Consider the following 17,307-nt stretch of genomic DNA (forward strand, 5'->3'; position numbering starts at 1 on the left):
ACGGCAGCCCCTTTGGTCTGGGGTCTCGGTTCAGAGTTCCGCAGTGAGCGAGCGCTCGGTCTCGGGATCGAAGAAGTGTGCGCGCTCGAGGTTCGGCTTGAAGGAGACCTTCTCGCCCACCTTGAACTCGTGCTGCGGTGGGGTGCGGGCGATGATCTGGTTCTGACCCGTGCTGATGTAGAGGTGGATCTCCGCACCGAGGGGCTCCACCACGGTGACGATGGCCTTGATCTCGCCCTTGCCCGAGGGGTCGTAGGTGAGGTCCTCCGGTCGGATGCCGAAGATGATCTGCTTGCCCACGTAGGGCTTGAGGGCCTTCTCGTACTTCTCCGGCACGATGATCTGGAAGTCGCCTTCGTCGGCCACGAGGTGGGCGCCCTCCTCCCTGATGGTGGAGGAGATGAAGTTCATCGGAGGCGATCCTATGAAGCCCGCCACGAAGAGGTTCACCGGGTGGTTGTAGAGCTGGAGCGGGGTTCCGATCTGCTGTATGAGGCCGTCCCTCATGACCACGATGCGGTCCGCCATGGTCATGGCTTCCACCTGGTCGTGTGTGACGTAGATCATCGTCTTGCCCAGCCTGTGGTGGAGGGCGGAGAGTTCGGCTCTCATCTGCACCCTGAGCTTCGCGTCGAGGTTGGAGAGCGGCTCGTCGAAGAGGAAGACCTTGGGCTCACGAACGATGGCCCTTCCCACGGCCACACGCTGCCTCTGGCCGCCCGAGAGTTCCTTGGGCTTCCGCTCGAGGAGCTCCTCGATGTCGAGGATCTGCGCGGCCTTGTGGACCCTCTGGTCGATCTCCTCCTTGGGGAATTTGCGGATCTTGAGCCCGAAGGCCATGTTGTCATATACACTCATGTGCGGGTAGAGGGCGTAGTTCTGGAACACCATGGCGATGTCCCTGTCCTTGGGGGGCACATCGTTCATTCTGGTCCCGTCGATGAACAGATCGCCCTCGGTGATGTCTTCGAGGCCTGCGATCATACGGAGTGTGGTGGTCTTTCCACATCCCGAGGGGCCGACGAGGACCACGAACTCACCGTCTTCCACGCTGATGTTCGCGTCCTTCACCGCCGTCACCTTGCCGCCGTAGACCTTGGTGACGTTCTTGAGTTCTACCGTTGCCATACAAACCTCCGATAGGTATATCTTATTGTTCCCATGATACGGTATGGCGGAGGATTTGTCAAACAATTCTCACGGGGCGAGGGACTCTCCGGCCTCTCCTTCGAGGGCCGCCTCGAGCCAGGGGAGGAAGGATTCGTCGTAGAACCGTCTCACCTCTTCACGGGGAGGGGGGGTGAAGAGGATGGCGTTCGGGGGTGGGATCTTTCCTGCGAGCCGGGGGTGGATACGCGGGAGGATGCCTTCACTCACCTCCACGAGGCTGCTCAGGCCTCCCGCGAGCCCGAAGAAGGGGATCCCCGTACGACCCAGGTGGGCGAGGATCTCTTCCTGTCCCTCGGGGTCGAGGAGCCATCGGAGGAAGTGCTCGGCGGTGTCGCGGTGGGGGGCGTCTCTCAGTATGGAGGCGGTGGTCACGGGGGAGATGGCCGGCACCCGTCCCCGGTGGGAGAGGTAGACGAAATCGAGGGAGGATCGGGCCTCCTCCGGTATCATGAAGAAGCTCGAGAGGGGGAGGTAGAGCATGGTGGCCCTCCCCTGGCGGAGGTTCTCTGCAGGGGGGAGGGTGAGGTAGCGTTCCCTGTAACGGACGACATCCCGATGGGAGATGCCGGCCCGGTCATACCAGGAGGTCAGGAAGTCCATGAATCCTTCGAGCGAGCGCTGGTCCCATACGATCCTCCCCCCGGGGCCGGGGAGGAAGGTGACGTCGAAGAGGGGCAGGTAGTGTTCCACCCACGATGGTGCGAGTCCCGGGAAGAATCCGATGCGGGTGATGGCGCCCCTCCTCGTGGTGGTGTGGTCTGCGCTCAGTTCGATGACGGTCTCGAGGTCGGTGAGGGAACCGGGCTGGAGCTCGGAGAGGGAGGCGGTCGCATAGGCGAGCACAGGAAGGGAGAACGAGAGGGGATACCGGATGAGGGTGCTGCCGTTGCCCAGGGCCGCGAGGATACCGGGATAGAACGAATCCGGGTCACACAGGGGGTTCTCCGCTCCCGGAGGATAGGGGAAGAGCCTGGAGGCCGGGAGGGTTTCTTCCGAGATGACGAGGTCGATGTCGCGGTAGCGTGAGAGGCCCTCCTCGAGCGAGGGGGCGTAGAGGACCTCGATGTGGTCGTGGGAATAGGTGCGATGGAAGGCCTCCACCCACAGGGCGGTCTCCGGGATCGTGGTGAGGAGGCGGGCCGAGAAATCCACGGTGGTCTCGCATCCTGTGAAGGAAAACACGATGAGGAGGAAGAGGAGCACGCCTCTCATGGGCCTCACTCTAGAGACGGTGTACGCTCTTGTCAATCGGTGGAGGATGGGCGAGTATTGAGGTGATGGAGGACCGGGAAGGGCCGCGGTATCGTTCGTTCTCGCGCTATCTCAAGGAACGCTTCGGCGGGGTGGTCTACCGGGTGGGGGTCGATGCGGGATTCTCCTGCCCCCATCGGGACTCGAGGGAGGGACGGGGGTGCGCCTTCTGCGATGTGGAGGGGTCCCGGGCGCCCTATCTCGGTGATGTCCGGGGGCTCGAGGAGCAGGTGCGGCGGGCCAAGGGGTTCCTGAAGGCGCGCTACGGGGCCTCGCGGTTCCTGCTCTACTTCCAGGCGTACACCAATACGTACGGCCCGGTGGAGGAGCTCCGGAGGGTGTACGAGGCGGGGCTGGCGGCGGGTGAGGGGGAATGGGTGGGGCTGATCGTCTCTACCCGACCGGACTACCTTCCCGACGAGGTGCTCGACCTCCTCGCTTCCTACAAGGCGCGGGGCCTCGAGGTGTGGGTGGAGCTGGGGCTCCAGTCCGCCTTCGACGAGACGCTCAGGAGGATACGGCGAGGGCACACCGTGGCCCAGTGGGAGGATGCGGTGCGGCGGGCAGGTGAGGCCGGGCTCCTCCGGGCGGCCCATCTCATCGCAGGCCTTCCCGGCGAGGGGAGGGAGGCGTTCTGGGAGAGCGCCCGGTTCGTGGCCGAATCCGGGGTGGAGGGGATCAAGTTCCACGATCTCCACCTTCCGGTGGGTGCACCCCTCTTCCAGGAGTATCTGAGGGGTGAGCTCTCCCTCCTCTCACGGGAGCGCTACCTCGAGTACGTGATGGGGGCCCTGGAGCGGATACGGCCCGATATGGTGGTGATGCGGCTCGTCACCGACACCCCGCCGGAGAGGAGGGGGGTCCCCGGACAGTACATGCCCAAGGGCCGGTTCTTGAGGAGGCTCGAGGATGAGATGAGGAGGAGGGGGACACGGCAGGGGAGGTTGTGGGTTGAAGTGGGGGGAAGAAAAACGAGGTGAACGTAAAGGGAGATCAATGGTCCTGGAGATTCATGCCCGAAGGCTTGGGTTTCCCTGGACGTTGACGATACAGACATTGTAGCAAGGAGGAACGCGGTATGTGGTGGAAACGTGTGTTGGAGAGATCGTATCAGGAGGCCGACCTCATCGTGAAGCGGAAGGTCAACTCCCTCCTCTTCCTCGATACGTTCCTCGGTATAGGGTTCGTGTGCCTCGCCCTGGTGCGCCTCTTCCAGGGGATGGTGCGGATGGGGGTGGGGGAGCTGGTCGTGGCGGGGGTGTTCCTCGTCTACGTGATACTCCTGCTGCTGGGCCGTTTCAAGCTGGTGAGCACGGGGAACGTCTTCCTCATGTGGTTGGCTGCGCTCGTCCTCTTCTCCATGCGGGAGATCGTCTCCCCTCGGGACATCTACGTCCAGGCGACGTATCTCATTCCCACGCTCATCTGTCTTCCCCTGCTCGCCTATGCCTCGTGGCAGGTGATCACCCTCATCGTCCTGAACGTGCTCACGCTCGTCTTCGCGTATGGGGTCCGGATCCGGCCCGTGACGCTCTCTGCAGGTATGGGGGATGGCCTTTCTGAGGCGCTGGTGGCGCTCATCCTCATGATCTTCAGCGCTGCGTTCATCGTACACATCTTCAACCTCCAGTACCGTTCGTTCAGGGAACTCCAGGAACAGGCGAAGGTTGCCGAGGCCCGGTATCGAGGCCTTCACGGCCTGGTGGAGGAGTCGGCCGTGGCCTTCAACCTCGGCGAGCACCTGAGCGAGCACGCCGCGAGGAACGCCCAACGGTCCTCCGAGATGAGGGAGGGGCTCGTGCGCATGGGTGAGCTTGTCCTTCAGCTCTCGGACTATGCGGCGAGCGCCGGAGAGGCGGAAGGGCGGGTGAAGGGGGCGAGGGGACTCGTGAGGGAACGGATGGGGGCGGTGAAGGAGGCGGTGGCCCAGACATCCTCTGCCGTGGAGGAGCTCCAGGCACAGGTGCGGAACATGGTCTCCACTGCCTCTTCCCGTCGGGAGGAGCTGGAGGCTCTTGCGGGCGAGGCGGCTGCAGTGCTCGGGAGGTTCGAGGGGGCGCGGGAGCTCTTCCACAGGATCGGTGCGCACTCCGGAGAGATCCTCCAGATCGCCCAGACCATCACGAAGATCGCCGGAAGCACCAACCTCCTCGCCCTCAATGCGGCCATAGAGGCGGCCCATGCCGGTGAGGCGGGGAAGGGGTTCGCCGTGGTGGCCGAGGAGATCCGTAAGCTCGCGGAGGAGAGCAACGCCCAGGCCCGGAGGATCGGCGAGACGCTCGGGGAGAACAACGCCCTGGTGCAGGAGGCCGTCCAGGCATTGGAGGAGTTCAGGGAGGTGTTCGCGGGGATGAAGGAGAGGATAGAGGAGACGAGGGACTCGCTCGTGGAGATACTCGGAGGCATGAGCGAGTCAGCGGCGGGGTATCGCCAGATAGAGGAGGCCGTGGCGAGCCTCTCCGGGCTTTCCCAGGAGGTGGAGGAGGCCCTGCGGAGTATGGAAGCGGAGCTGGATGCGAGCGGGGCTTCCATCGAGGGGATGCGGGGGCTGGTGGATGTGGTGCGGGAGGAGGTGGAACGCGTGGCGTCCCATGCGGATGCCGTCTTGGAGAGCACCCGGGAGCTCTCCCGGAAGGGTGAGGAGAACCTCGCGGCCTACAGGCGGGTGATGGACGGGCTTAAAGAGCTCGACAGGATGGGATGAGGAGGGGCCGGGGGTATCCCCGGCCCGTGGTGGATCGCTCCCTATGCGAGGCTGCGGGCGGTCTCGAAGATCTCCGAGAAGAGTTCCTCCAGGTGCTCCTCAGGGATGCTCGCGAAGGTGACGCGGAGCACGTCCCTTCCCAGAGAGATGGTCCCGATGCCCTTCTCCAGGAGGGCCTGTCTGAGTGCCTCTGCATCGATCCCCCTGGTCTTGAAGCACATGAAGTAGCCCGAGTTGAAGGGCTGGGGGACGAGGGGGACGTCGTCGCCCATGCGCGAGAGGATCTGGCGGGTCTTCCGATAGCGGGCCTTGAGGAGATCGGCCCACTTCGCGAGTTCGGAGGGGGTGTGGGCGCTCGTGAGGGCGCGCTTGAGGAGGCTCTGGGCGAGGCGGTTGGAGTTGGAGACGGTGGCGCGGAGGGATCCTGCGAGCTTCTGGTTGAGTGCGTCGAACTGGCCTGCGGTGAGGACCGGGGATCCGAAGGTGAGGAAGCCGATGCGGAAGCCCCACACGTAGAGCTCCTTGGTGGGGCCGTCCACCTTGACCGCGAGGAGGTTGGGGTGCGCGGTGGCGAGGAGGTTGAAGAGGGAGTGGGGGTAGATCCCTTCCTCGTAGAAGAGGCCGAAGTAGGCGTCGTCGCAGACCACCAGGAGGTCTTTCTCTTCGGCGCACCTGGCAAGGAGGCCGGCCATGGCCCGTGCCTCGTCCACGGTGGGGGTGTAGCCGGTGGGGTTGTTGGGGAAGTTGAGGACGAGGACGGCCTTCTTCGCGGGAATGTCCCTGATCGTGCGCTCCAGGGCCTCGAGATCGAGGGAGCCTTCCTCGGTGAAGAGGGGATAGGTGACGAGCCGGGCTTCGCGCCGTCCTTCGAAGAGGAGGCGGTAGTTGCCCCAGAAGAAGTCGGAGACGAGGACGTGGTCGTGCGGGTTCACGAAGAGGTCGGCCACCTGACTCAGGGCACCGGTGAGGCCCGAGGTGACCATGGGAAGGGAGATGCGATCAGGGGGTACGTCCGGGTTCTTCCGGAGGATCTCCTGCTGCCAGAGCTTCCGGAGTTCCGGATCGCCGGGGGTGGGGGCGTAGGAGACGATCTCCGCAGGGGAGAGCTCGGGGACCCACCGGTGGATCTCTTCGAGGATGATGGGTTTTCCCCGCTCCACGTTCGCGATGCCCACGGTGGCGTCGAACCGGTGGGCCTTCTCCTTGGCCTCCATGCTCTGGGCTGCGACTCCTCTGGGGAAGAACATGCGTTTCCCCAGATCCGACAGGAGCCTGTAGGCGACGCTCCCTTCCAGGGTCTGGTTGAGAGACTGGGCGAGTGGGTTGAGTTTCATAGCAAGGCTATGATGTCCGAAGGGGAGGGGTTTGTCAATGCATATTCATGCAGGAATGGGGGTGTTTTTGTATATTTATGCTCCCGATCGGGATCATGAGAGACGAAGGACGGCCCACCGGGCCGCATCGCGGAGGACGGGATCGGGGTGGGTGAGGTAGGGTTCGACGTAGGGGAGGAGGGGGCGGGCTCCGGTGGCGGCTGCGGCGAGGAGGGCGTTGCGCTGGAGGGTGAGGGGGGAGAGCCAGCCGAGGTGGAGGGCGGAGCCCCGGAGGAGGGCCTTGAGGAGGGGGGCGGGGGTGCCGAGGAGGAGGGTGAGGGGGAGGGCGGGGCCTATCCGGCCGCGGAGGACGGGCCTCCGTCCGGGTGCGGGGCGTCTGTTGTAGGGGCAGGCGGCCTGGCAGTGAGGGCAGCCGTAGAGGGTGGGGCTCCAGGCGGCCTTGACGGGGTCGGGGACGATCCCGTGGGTGCTCGCCCAGTACTGGATGCACCGCTCCTTCCTGAGGGTGCCGTCGCCGGGGAGGGCGCGGGTGGGGCAGGCGGTGAGGCAGGCGGTGCAGGGGCCGCAGGGGGAGAGGGGGGGCGGAGGGGGTGGGGACGGGGGGAGGTCGAGGGGGAAGGGGAGGAGGATGCCGCCGAGTGCGATGTAGGAGCCGTAGACCGGGTGGATGATGAGCCCGTTCCTCCCGGGGACCCCGAGTCCCGCGCGGTGGGCCATGGCCCGTTCGGGGAGTGGTGAGTTGGAGAAGACCCGGAAGGCGGACTTCGGGTGGCCGGTGCGCTGCCCGATGAGGGAGACGATCCGCCTGAGGGTGTGGGAGAGTTCCCGGTAGTGGTTCGCGCAGGCGAAGGGGGCGATGCGGGCGGAGGGGAGGGGGGAGGGGTGGGGGGTGGGGATGGTGTAGGGGAGGTGGGTGATGAGGAAGGAAGGGTGGCGGTGCGGGTCGAGGCCGGGGATGCCTTCGGAAGAGGACGGGTAGACCTCCGTGAGACCCGCCTCCCGGCAGAGGTCGAGAATCGCTTCGAAGGTGAGGCCCTTGCTCATATTTCGTTGACAGTTCAGTATATTTTCACCTAGTATGTAAAGTATGAGTGACGGTATTCCGGGAACCGCCCCGGTGCGGAAAGGGTTTCTGGGGAGGATACTCGACATCATCCTGGGGGCGAACGATCCCGCTCGTCAGAAGAGGCGTGCCCTCAGACAGATCGCGAAGGAGATACGCAGGAGCAAGTATCGCTTCTACAACCCCCGGTCGGATGAAGCCCTCCCACAGCTCGCTCAGTTCTTCTTCCAGATATATCGGGTGATCGGTCCAGCGCAGACACTCCTCCAGCACGCCGATTCTTCGAAGGCGCTGAGGCGTCTCGTGGTGGAGTCCTTCCTCCCCGAGGAGAAGCGGGGGATCCTCGCCCGGCTCGATCCAGGGGCGCTCCGCGTGAGGGTGAAGGAGGTGTCGCTCGAACAGCTCACCGAGGAGGTGAAGGGCGATCTCGTCGAGCTCTACGATCTGTGCAGCCGCGACAGAGCCGAGCGGATGAACAGGGTCTACGAGACCATCCTCTACCTCGTGGGATTCGTGAAGTTCGATTTCTACTTCCTCCTCAAGAAGTTCGACGCTTCCTTCCCCGAGCAGGACCCCTCGTATACCCCCAGGTTCGAACCCATCTCGGCCGAGTACGTGGTGGACGATCTCAAGGACTTCCTGGATGTGATAGGGCCCCTCGATCCTGGCCTTCCGTGGCAGGAGGTCTTTCCCGTCCTCAGGCTCTACAAGGGCGTGGAGGTGGTCGATCCGAGGCTCTGGCAGCGGATGTTCAACGCCCTCATGGCGGTGAAGCGGAGCGATATCCTGGTGAAGATCGTGCAGCATGTGGAGAAGAATCCTGCCTTTCAGCCGGAGGTGAGGGTCTCACGCCAGGATATCGTCGAGGGGGTGCTCGAAGAGCTCAGACGAGATGCGGAGGCCGTGATACGAGGACTCAGGGAAGAGAAGCGGAAGATGAAGCTCGGCCAGCTCCTCAGGATGGTCTTCGGGACCGATGCGGTGGCGAGGTCCCGGTACTACACGGAGGCCACGGCTTCGGCCTTCGCCCGTCACGATGTGGGGACCTTCCTCTACGTGGAGCCGTTCAACTACCTCAAGGCCTTTCTCCTGGACTTCTACAAGCGCGACGTGAGGATGCTCGCCGAGCTTTTCATCGTGCGCGGGAAGTGGACCGCTCCCCAGGTCTCCCAGGAGCTCTCGGACGCCTACTACCGGGTGATGGACATCGCCCAGGAGGTGGTGGAGCTCGATGAGTCCCTGAGCGATGAGGGGGAGCGGGGGCAGAAGATCCGTCAGTACCTCCACCGGAGCGGGAGCGGAAAGGAACCGGCGGTGAAGCGCGTCCTCAAGCAGTACATAGACGACGTGAACGAGGCCGTCCGGCGGATGGTGATGGAGACCGCCCAGAACCTCATCTCGATAGGCAAGATCTTCAAGAGTCTCATAGAGGACTCCCAGGGATCGAAACGGGAGGTCATCCTCAACTGGCGTGAGGTGGAGAACGCCTATGAGGGGGAAGACCTCCAGAGGGATATGGTCGAAACGTACAAGAAGATCTACTACTTCATCCAGATCCTCCAGCTCTTCTTCACCAGGAAGCGGCAACCCGAGGAGTGAGTGAAAAGGGGAAGGGTTTCCCCTTCCCCGTGTGGTTCAGAAGGTGTAGCGAACCCCTCCTGCGAGGGCGATGCCTCCGGGGTGCGAGGGGCTGTAGAGGTCGGTCTCCTCCCCCACCTGGAGGGAGAAGAAGGAGTAGAGGTGGAGGCCCTGGTCGAGGTTCCAGTCGAGACCTGCGATTCCCACGCCGCTCAGATCGATGGGAGAGAGGAGCCCCCGGAAGAGGAGGGTGAGCCGGTCCGAGGGGGCCAGGCTGAGCTCGTGGTAGAGGTGGATGCCGTAGTCCGAGAGGTCTCCTGCCGTTCCCTCCTCCCACGATGCGTCGGGGATGACGAGGGCCTCGATCCTGAGGCTGAGCCCCTCACCCACCTCTATGGGGTTGAGCCAGAAGGCGCCGAGGGAGAGGACGAGCTCCTCCCTGAGAGAGGTGGTGACGTCTTCCGTGTCCTTCGGGATGGAAGAGCAGAGGGAAGCGTAGAGGTCGGCACCCAGGTTGCCCTGGATCGTGAAGGCCCCCACATGTGTGCCCTGCGGTCCGTCATGGAGGTAGGCGGCCTCGAGGAGAAGGGGGCCAGCCTTGGTGTGGAGCCGTGCGCCGAGCGAGGTCTCCTCTGGTGCGGGGAAGAGGGGGGCCTCCGAGGCAGGGGCGAGGGCCACGAGGGCCACCGGTTCGAGGAAGGCGTAGGTGCCGAGCGGGAGGTAGAGGGAGGCGTACCACGCCGTATCCTCCCTCACCGGGCCTTCCACCGCGAGCAGACTCGCCCCTTGCGTGGCCGTGGGGTTGAAGGCGATGTTTCCCGCGTTGAAGAGCGAGCCGACCCCCCAGGTGAGGGCGTTCTTTCCCATGGAGAGACGCACGGCGTACCGCTCGGCGAGGGGGATGCGGACCTTCACGTAGGCGTAGTGGATGCCGAAGGTGGCGGTCTCCCTTCCCGTGAGGCTCGGCGTGCCTTCGCCGGTGCCCACCTCCTGACCGAGTGATGCGGTGAGGGAGAGACGGGCCCGCACGTTCCTGCTCCCCCTGCTCTGGAGGTCGAGTTCGCCGTTTCCCGAGGAGAAGAGAGACCAGGTCTCCTCGTCGATACGCATACCGAAGACAGCGGTGTCCATGATCACCCTGACCTGTTGCTCCCCCCACAGGGGAATGACCCCGAGGAGGAGCAGCATCGACAGGATGGCCCACTTTGAGCGGAGGGTTACCATGTGAGTTCCTCCAGCGAGAAGATGCGTTCGTCGAGGGGGATGTCCACTTCGATCCCAGAGATGAGGAACTCGGTGGAGGAGTTGCGCTTCAGCATGTCCCTGAAGACGTAGTGGACCGGTATGGAGTGCCCCTTTATCTCCTCGATCTCCTTCACCTCGACCTCCTTGAGCACCTTGCCCGAGAGGGCGAAGTACTGGGCCTTCCATCCCACGAACAGCTCTTTGTCCACCCAGAGCTTCTGTCTGGGATAGGCCACGTCCTTCACCTTGGCCTCGAGCACCAGCACGTAGCAGGGACGACCGTTGGCCGTCTCCTCGCCTTCGATGCTCACGCGGTACTTGTCCTTGAGCTCCTTGCCGCCGGTGAGGTCCTCGTACGAGAGGTCGGAGCCTGCGACCGATTCCCTCAAGGCCGCCCCCTGGAGGCGGATGAGCTCCTCGGCGTCGGGGTAGTAGAGGTAGATCTCGTCCTCGGTGCGGAGGATCTTCTGTCCTGCCTCGTCTATGCTCGTGAACTCGATGAGGGACTGTTCCTCGCCTTTTGCGTAGAATCTGAAGGTCTTGGTGCGGGTGCCGAACCTGTCGGTGATCACCATCTTGCCCTCTCCCCGGAAGGTGGAGAAGGTCTGATTCTCCTCCACCCGGTCGAGGATTTCCTCGGGCGTGAGGGCGGAGAGGAGCCCTCCTGCGAGGAGGAATACGAGCAGTGTCGATGCGATGCGTCGTGTGTTCATGAGGCGCCTCCTATATGGTCCTGAGTGCCTGTATGGGATTGAGCTTCGCCGCCCTCCGTGAGGGGATGAAGGATGTGACGGCCCCCACCACCACGGAGAAGAGGAAGACGAAGAGGTAGGTGCGCCACGTGGGAGTGCAGTAGTAGATGTTGGAGATCGGCCACTGGATGTCCTGGGTGGCGGCGGTGTAGTCGATGCCGTAGATGCCCAAGGGGTAGGCGAAGAGTGCGCCGAGGCCCACCCCCACCGCGGCCCCGATGAGTGCGAGGTAGAGGGCCTCCAGGAAGAAGAGCCCCACGAGCTGGCCCCCCTCCATGCCCATGGCGCTCATGGTCCCTATCTCCCTCATGCGCTCGTAGATGACCATCATGGTGGTGTTGATGATGACCGTGCTGCCCAGGAGGAGGAAGAGGAGCCCTATGATGTTGTAGGTGATCTCGGCGATCCGGATGACGGAGTAGAGGGTGGGGAGCTCCTGCCAGGGCTTGGCCTCGACGTCTCCGTAGCTCCCCGTGGCGAGGAGCGCCTGGACGTGCGGGAGCACGTCTCGTTCCTTCACCCCCTCTTCGAGGAGCACCACCACCTCGCTCGCGGCATCGAATGTGCTCCCGTTCAGGGATCGCATCCTGAGGAGCCGTTGTCCGGTGTCGAGGGGGATGAAGAAGGCCCGGTCGAGGGAGCTGAAGGGAAAGCGGACCAGTCCGGTGATCGTGAAGGTCATGGCGTTGGTGCCATAGGTGGCGGTCCGGGCCATGAGGGTGAGGGTGTCCCCCACCTGTTTGCCGAGTTCCTCTGCGAGGGAGGGGGTGAGGAGGATCTCCCTCGACCCTGCCTTCGGGAACTCGCCGGTGAGGAGGTACTCGTCGAGGTTCGCCACCTTTCGTTCCTGTTCCATATCCATGGCCCTGCCGTAGACGCCGAGGAAGGTGCCCTCCTCTTCCAGGACCATGGCCGGGAAGCCTATGCGGGCTGCGGCCGCCCTCACGCCGGGGATCTGTTCGATCTTTTCCACCAGGTCGAGGGCGTGCTCCACCTTGAGGTGGAGGGGGGAGAGGTGCTCGTAGGTGTCGAACTCTCTGTCCCGGATGCGGATCTGGCCGGTGTAGAACCTGAAGAGGTTGGTCCTGAGGTCGTCCTTCATCCAGTCTATGAGGCCGAAGAGGAGCACCAGGCTCATGGCCGCGATGGCCAGGGCGAGCACCGAGAGGAGGCTCCTCCTCCTGTTCCTGAAGATATTGCGCCAGGCGATCTGTGAGAGTTTCATCATCTCCTCCTTAGTGGTAGTGGAGGCAGTCCACGATGCTCTTCTTGAAGGCCCTGCGGACCGGGAATATGGCGACCACCGTGGCGATGAGCACGCCCATGACGAACGCGGTGAGGAAGGAGCCCGGATCCCAGGTCCCTTTGAAGGCCCCGGCGATGCGGTAGCCCACGTCCATCTCCCTGATGAGCCAGCCGTAGTCGATCCCGTACTCCACCAGGAAGTAGTTGATGGGAACGGCGAGGATCACCCCCATGAGGGCGCCGAGGAAGCCTATGCCCGCCGCCTCGAGGAGGAAGGAGAGTCCGATCTGCGACTCCTTCATGCCCAGGGCCCGCATCATGCCGATCTCGCGGAACCGCTCGTAGATGGACATGAGCATGGTGTTGGAGATCCCCACCGCGGCGATGACGAAGAGGAGGAGCAGGATCATGCTCGTCCCTCCCTGCTTTGCCTGGGCGATGGCCACGTACCCCGGTGCGAGGTCCTTCCACGTCTTGAGGGTGAGGTCGGGGAAACGTGCCGCAAGCGCGGGCCCGAATGCGGCGACCTGTTCCTCCACGGGGATGTGCTCGGGGAGGGAGAGGGCGATGGAGGTGACCGTGCCTCCCATGTCCAGGTAGAAGTCTGCGGTGTCGAGGGGGAGGTACACACCGGTGCGGTTCACCACGGGATTGGGGGTCGCCACGATCCCCACGATGGTGAGGTCCATGGTCTGATAGGCCCCGTCCCGGGTGCGGGTGACGAGCGTGACGGGGTAGCCCACCCTGGCGCCGAGGTCCTCTGCGAGCCACTGGCCCAGGATCACGCCCTCCTCACCGGGCGATCCCGAGAACCAGGAGCCCTCCACCACCTCGTCCTCGAGCCTGAAGACCTCGGGGTCACGCACCGGGTCCACGGCCGTGATCCGTACCTGGAGCGAGCCGTCCTCGGGGTAAGGGTCCTTGTAGACCACGAGCTCGCCCAGGGCGGTGACCCGGGGGGCTGCCTTCACGCCTTTCGAGGCGAGGAACGAGAGTACCTCGTCCGGCTCTTCGATACCCTTGTTGAGGGGGAGACGGTCCTTCTCCTCCCAGAACTCCCCGGTGAAGATCTGGGCGCTCCCGGTCTCGTACCAGAGGAGATTGCGTTCCGAGTCCCTCTCTGCACCTTTGAGTATGGAGTCCACGAAGATGAAGAGGAGGATCCCCACGGCCACAGCCGAGGCGGTGATGATGGTGCGCCTGGTGTAGCGCGTGAGGTTCTTCAGAGAGAGTGAGAAGAGGGTCTTTGCCTTCATGACTCCCTCCTTATGTCTTCCTGGATGAGTCCGTCGTGCAGGAGCACGAGCCTGCGGGCGTGGTCCATCACCATCTTGTCGTGGGTGGAGAAGATGAAGGTGGTGCCGTACTTCTCGTTGAGCTCCTGCATGAGGTGGACGATGGCCTTTCCGGTCTCGGAGTCGAGGTTGGCGGTGGGCTCGTCGGCCAGGACGAGGATGGGATTCTTCACCAGGGCCCTGGCGATGGCCACGCGCTGTTGCTGACCACCCGAGAGCTGGGCCGGTCTCCTGTCCTCCATGCCCTCGAGCCCCACGTCCTTGAGGATCTGCATGGTGCGCTCCCTCACCTCGCGTTCAGGAAGGTCGAGGAGGTCGAGGGCGAAGGCCACGTTCTCGTAGGCCGTGAGCACGGGGATGAGGTTGAAGGTCTGGAAGACGAAGCCGATCTTTCCGCGTCTGAAGCGGGCTCGCTCCTTCGGATCGAGGGACGGGATATCGGTGTGGTCGATGATCACCGTCCCCTCGTCCGCGGAATCGAGGGTGCCGATGATGTTGAGGAGGGTGGTCTTGCCCGAACCCGAGGGTCCGGCGATGGCGAGGAACTCGCCCGGTTCCACCTGGATGTCCACCCCCCTCAGGGCGTGTACCACGGTCTCTCCCGTGTGGTAGTCTTTCTTCACTCCGGAAAGTTCAACGATCGCCATTGTCTGCTCCTTTCTCTAGGTATGCCTTGGTGGCCCGGAGAAACTCTCCGATCCTGAAGTCCAGATATCCCTCCGGGAGCCCCAGCATCCGCTCGTAGGCGTACTGGAAGCTCTCGTAGAGGGTGGTGAACTTCTCCTCGTACTCGGGATGATCCTTAAGGCCCAGGAGGTATTCGGCGGTCTCGTTGGTGATGGCGAACGAGAGGGTCATGATGAATCGCGCCACGTCCCGGGGCCTCATCCTGCCTATGTGGAAGAGCCCGGCCTCGGTACCTTCCTCGATGAAGCGGGCCATGAGGGGGAGGGATTTCTCGAGTGAGAGCTGCTCCATCTTCTCGCGGAAGGTGACGTTGGCGGGGTCGAGCCATGACTTGAGGATGGTGAGCATGAGGGGGATGCTCTCGAGCTTGAACTGCACGGACTGGTTCATGAGGAGGTTGAGCTTCTCCTCGATGGGGATGGAGGTGTCCCGAAGGGTCTTGTCCAGCCGGTCGATGAACGCGTCGGTGAGGGTCTCGACCACGGCGTCCAGCAAGTCTTCCTTCGACCGGAAGTGGTGGTAGAAGGTGCCTTTTGCGATGCCCACCTCACGAATGATCCGCTCTACAGGGACGCGGTCGTAGCCGTGCTCCCAGAAGAGTCGGGAGGCGGTCTCTATGATGCGGGCGCGGGTGTCGCGGACCGTGTGAAAATCTGATCCGGTCATGCAGGCGATTCCTCCGCAGAACGTGTTCGACCGACCGTCGGTCTAATGGGAAGTATAGTGTGTTTCGTGCGCATCGTCAAGCGCCATGCTCGAAATATCGCAATTCCTGCTTGAACCGGGCGGCACGATTGGACAGAATGGGCTCTTTTGTGCTACTCTTACGGATCGAGGAGGCAGCAGGTGAACGTTCGGAGTTTCCTTGCCCGTAAGCGGCAGGGCAAGAAGATCTCCATGGTGACGTGTTACGATGCGAGCTTCGCACGGGTCCTCAACGAGACCGAGGTGGATTGCCTGCTCGTGGGGGACAGCCTCGCCATGGTGATCTACGGGTATCCCACCACGGTGCACGCAACCCTGGAGATGATGGTCCGGCACACCGAGGCGGTGCGACGGGGGGCGCCCGACAAGATGATCATCGCCGACATGCCCTTCCTCTCGATGCAGCAGGGCAAGGCCCATGCGGTGCACGCTGCAGGGGAGCTCATACGGGCAGGGGCCGATGCGGTGAAGGTGGAGGGGTGGAAGGGGATCGAGGAGGAGATCGCCCACCTGGTACAGGCCGGGATCCCGGTGATGGGGCATCTGGGCCTCACCCCGCAGTTCTACTACGCCTTCGGCGGGTTCAGGGTGCAGGGGAGGGACGAGGCCTCCCGCACCTACATCCTGGAGGGCGCCGGGAGGCTGGAGGCGCTCGGGTGTTTCGGGATCGTGCTGGAGTGCATCCCCTCAGGACTCGCCCGTGTGGTGACGGAGCGCATCTCCATTCCCACGATCGGGATAGGGGCGGGATCCGACACCGATGGCCAGGTGCTTGTGCTCTACGACCTTGGGGGGGTGGGGCTGGAGAAGCCTTTCAGGTTCGTGAGGCGATACGCCGAGGTGGGGCTCGCGGTGAAAGAGGCGGTGGATCGGTTCGTGGAGGACGTGGTGGAGGGTCGGTTCCCCACCCGGGAGGAGAGTTTCGAGGACGAGTGAGGCCGGTCTCTTCGATGGGCCTCCCCCGCCCATGAGAACGAATGAGGAGGATGGTGTCGATGTCGAAGCGCATACTCCTGCACCTGACGGGCTCGGTGGCCTGTTTCAAGGCCGCTGCCCTCGCCTCGATGCTCGTGAAGGAGGGGTACGAGGTCCAGGCCACGGCCACCGAGCGCGCCCTCCGGTTCATTGGCCCTGCAACCTTCGAGGGGATCACCGGACGGCCCGTGCTCACCGACATGTTCGCGGGCCAACCCGACTTCATCCCGCACATCACCCTCGCCCAGGAGTGGGCCGATCTGCTCCTGGTGTATCCCGCCTCGGCGAACTGCATCGCGCGCCTGGCTGCAGGGCTTGCCGACGACCTGTTCGGCGCGATCTTCCTCGCGAACAACTTCCAGAGGCCGGTGTGGCTCGCCCCGGCGATGAACACGCAGATGTACCTCCACCCCGCCACCCAGCGCAACCTGAAGGTCCTGGAGGAGTGGGGGGTGGTGATCCTTGCCCCGGTGGAGGGGAGGCTCGCCTGCGGCACGGTGGGGACCGGGAAGCTCGCGGATCCCGAGCTCGTCTTCCAGAAGATAAAGGAGGATCTGTGAGGATCCTGGTGACGGGTGGGGGGTGCCGGGAGCCGGTGGACGGAGTGCGTAGCCTGGTGAACACCTCCACGGGGAGGACCGCGGCCCTGGTGGCAGAGGAGGCGGCGCGGAGGGGGCATGAGGTGACGGCCCTGGTGGGGGTGGCGGAGGTGGTGCCGGAGGGGGTGGAGGTGGTGCGGTTCTCTTGCTTCGCCGAGCTTGCCGGGCGGCTCGAGGGGCTCCTTCGTGGGGGTGCCTGGGATGCGGTGGTGCATGCGGCTGCGGTGAGCGATTTCAGCGTGGCAGGGGTGTGGGAGGAGGAGGCGAGGGAGGAGGAGGAAGGGAGGCTGCGGGTGGTGTTGAGGCGGGTGGAGGGGGGCGGGAAGGTGGACTCGGCCGGGCCGGTCTGGATCGGGCTCGCGAGGAACGAGAAGCTCCTCGCTGGGATCAAGGGGTGGGCGCCGGGGGTGGTGCTCGTCGGGTTCAAGCTCACGGTGGGGGCGCGGGGTGAGGCGGTGGAGGAGGCGGTGAGGCGTATCTTCGAGGAGGGGGCCGACCTCGTGGTGCACAACGACATGGAGGAGATGGGGAGGGGGGTGAGGGCGCGGATCTTCACCTCGCCGGGGGAGGCGGAGGAGGTGCCTACCACCGAGGCGCTCGCCTCCCGGCTTGTGGGCCTTCTGGAAGCGCGGGTCCTTTCCTGAACAGTGAGTTTCTGGTATCTTTTCTAAAGATCCCTTTTAAGTGGAGCAAGGAAGAGGCTG

Annotated in this window: 16 protein-coding genes; 6 read left to right on the plus strand and 10 right to left on the minus strand. The window is 64.0% G+C overall.

Annotated features, from left to right (window positions below; genetic code table 11):
* Positions 1 to 30: 30 nt before the first annotated feature.
* Together SPITH_RS00915 and SPITH_RS00920 are read right to left on the minus strand one after the other, a co-directional pair.
* Positions 31 to 1,128, minus strand: a complete 1,098-nt coding sequence (locus SPITH_RS00915; RefSeq protein ID WP_014623872.1) for an ABC transporter ATP-binding protein — start codon at positions 1,126 to 1,128, stop codon at positions 31 to 33.
* 69 nt (positions 1,129 to 1,197) lie between these two features.
* The gene (locus SPITH_RS00920; RefSeq protein WP_014623873.1) at positions 1,198 to 2,382 is read right to left on the minus strand and encodes a type 2 periplasmic-binding domain-containing protein; all 1,185 of its coding nucleotides are present in this window, start codon (positions 2,380 to 2,382) and stop codon (positions 1,198 to 1,200) included.
* Positions 2,383 to 2,447: 65 nt separating this feature from the next.
* Here SPITH_RS00920 and mnmL point away from each other — a divergent pair, with 65 nt between their 5' ends.
* A complete protein-coding gene (gene mnmL, locus SPITH_RS00925) occupies positions 2,448 to 3,401 on the plus strand; it encodes a tRNA modification radical SAM protein MnmL/YtqA (RefSeq protein ID WP_014623874.1) in 954 nt (317 codons plus the stop codon).
* A 98-nt stretch (positions 3,402 to 3,499) separates the two neighbouring features.
* Entirely contained in the window at positions 3,500 to 5,125 is a 1,626-nt protein-coding gene (locus SPITH_RS00930; protein ID WP_014623875.1) for a methyl-accepting chemotaxis protein, read from the plus strand.
* 41 nt (positions 5,126 to 5,166) lie between these two features.
* Here the strand turns inward: SPITH_RS00930 and SPITH_RS00935 are convergent, their stop codons facing one another.
* Positions 5,167 to 6,459, minus strand: coding sequence for an aminotransferase class I/II-fold pyridoxal phosphate-dependent enzyme (locus SPITH_RS00935; protein ID WP_014623876.1), 1,293 nt, complete (start codon positions 6,457 to 6,459; stop codon positions 5,167 to 5,169).
* Between the two features lie 93 nt (positions 6,460 to 6,552).
* A complete protein-coding gene (locus tag SPITH_RS12700; RefSeq protein ID WP_014623877.1) occupies positions 6,553 to 7,503 on the minus strand; it encodes an epoxyqueuosine reductase in 951 nt (316 codons plus the stop codon).
* A gap of 43 nt (positions 7,504 to 7,546) precedes the next feature.
* Between SPITH_RS12700 and SPITH_RS00945 the strand changes: the two genes are divergently transcribed.
* Entirely contained in the window at positions 7,547 to 9,121 is a 1,575-nt protein-coding gene (locus tag SPITH_RS00945) for a DUF5312 family protein (protein ID WP_014623878.1), read from the plus strand.
* Positions 9,122 to 9,157: 36 nt separating this feature from the next.
* Here the strand turns inward: SPITH_RS00945 and SPITH_RS00950 are convergent, their stop codons facing one another.
* The 6 genes from SPITH_RS00950 to SPITH_RS00975 are packed head-to-tail and all read right to left on the minus strand — an operon-like array spanning position 9,158 to position 14,990.
* The gene (locus SPITH_RS00950) at positions 9,158 to 10,324 is read right to left on the minus strand and encodes a hypothetical protein (RefSeq protein ID WP_014623879.1); all 1,167 of its coding nucleotides are present in this window, start codon (positions 10,322 to 10,324) and stop codon (positions 9,158 to 9,160) included.
* On the minus strand, positions 10,318 to 11,058 hold the full coding sequence (locus SPITH_RS00955) for an outer membrane lipoprotein-sorting protein (RefSeq protein WP_014623880.1): 741 nt from the start codon (positions 11,056 to 11,058) through the stop codon (positions 10,318 to 10,320). Before SPITH_RS00955 ends, SPITH_RS00950 begins: the two co-directional genes overlap by 7 nt.
* A gap of 10 nt (positions 11,059 to 11,068) precedes the next feature.
* Complete coding sequence (locus SPITH_RS00960; RefSeq protein ID WP_014623881.1) at positions 11,069 to 12,322, minus strand: ABC transporter permease; 1,254 nt, start codon at positions 12,320 to 12,322, stop codon at positions 11,069 to 11,071.
* Positions 12,323 to 12,332: 10 nt separating this feature from the next.
* On the minus strand, positions 12,333 to 13,598 hold the full coding sequence (locus SPITH_RS00965) for an ABC transporter permease (protein WP_014623882.1): 1,266 nt from the start codon (positions 13,596 to 13,598) through the stop codon (positions 12,333 to 12,335).
* The gene (locus tag SPITH_RS00970; RefSeq protein WP_014623883.1) at positions 13,595 to 14,284 is read right to left on the minus strand and encodes an ABC transporter ATP-binding protein; all 690 of its coding nucleotides are present in this window, start codon (positions 14,282 to 14,284) and stop codon (positions 13,595 to 13,597) included. Before SPITH_RS00970 ends, SPITH_RS00965 begins: the two co-directional genes overlap by 4 nt.
* Positions 14,271 to 14,990, minus strand: coding sequence for a TetR/AcrR family transcriptional regulator (locus SPITH_RS00975; RefSeq protein WP_014623884.1), 720 nt, complete (start codon positions 14,988 to 14,990; stop codon positions 14,271 to 14,273). Before SPITH_RS00975 ends, SPITH_RS00970 begins: the two co-directional genes overlap by 14 nt.
* A 180-nt stretch (positions 14,991 to 15,170) precedes the next feature.
* Between SPITH_RS00975 and panB the strand changes: the two genes are divergently transcribed.
* The 3 genes from panB to SPITH_RS00990 are packed head-to-tail and all read left to right on the plus strand — an operon-like array spanning position 15,171 to position 17,247.
* Positions 15,171 to 15,965 carry a 3-methyl-2-oxobutanoate hydroxymethyltransferase gene (gene panB / locus SPITH_RS00980; RefSeq protein WP_014623885.1) on the plus strand — a complete coding sequence of 265 codons (795 nt, stop codon included), beginning with the start codon at positions 15,171 to 15,173 and terminating at the stop codon, positions 15,963 to 15,965.
* A 59-nt stretch (positions 15,966 to 16,024) separates the two neighbouring features.
* Positions 16,025 to 16,564 carry a flavoprotein gene (locus SPITH_RS00985; RefSeq protein WP_014623886.1) on the plus strand — a complete coding sequence of 180 codons (540 nt, stop codon included), beginning with the start codon at positions 16,025 to 16,027 and terminating at the stop codon, positions 16,562 to 16,564.
* A complete protein-coding gene (locus tag SPITH_RS00990; RefSeq protein ID WP_014623887.1) occupies positions 16,561 to 17,247 on the plus strand; it encodes a phosphopantothenoylcysteine decarboxylase domain-containing protein in 687 nt (228 codons plus the stop codon). Before SPITH_RS00985 ends, SPITH_RS00990 begins: the two co-directional genes overlap by 4 nt.
* Positions 17,248 to 17,307 lie beyond the last annotated feature (60 nt).

It is taken from the genome of Spirochaeta thermophila DSM 6578 (assembly GCF_000184345.1).
In the GTDB taxonomy this organism is placed as follows: Bacteria; Spirochaetota; Spirochaetia; order Winmispirales; family Winmispiraceae; genus Winmispira; species Winmispira thermophila.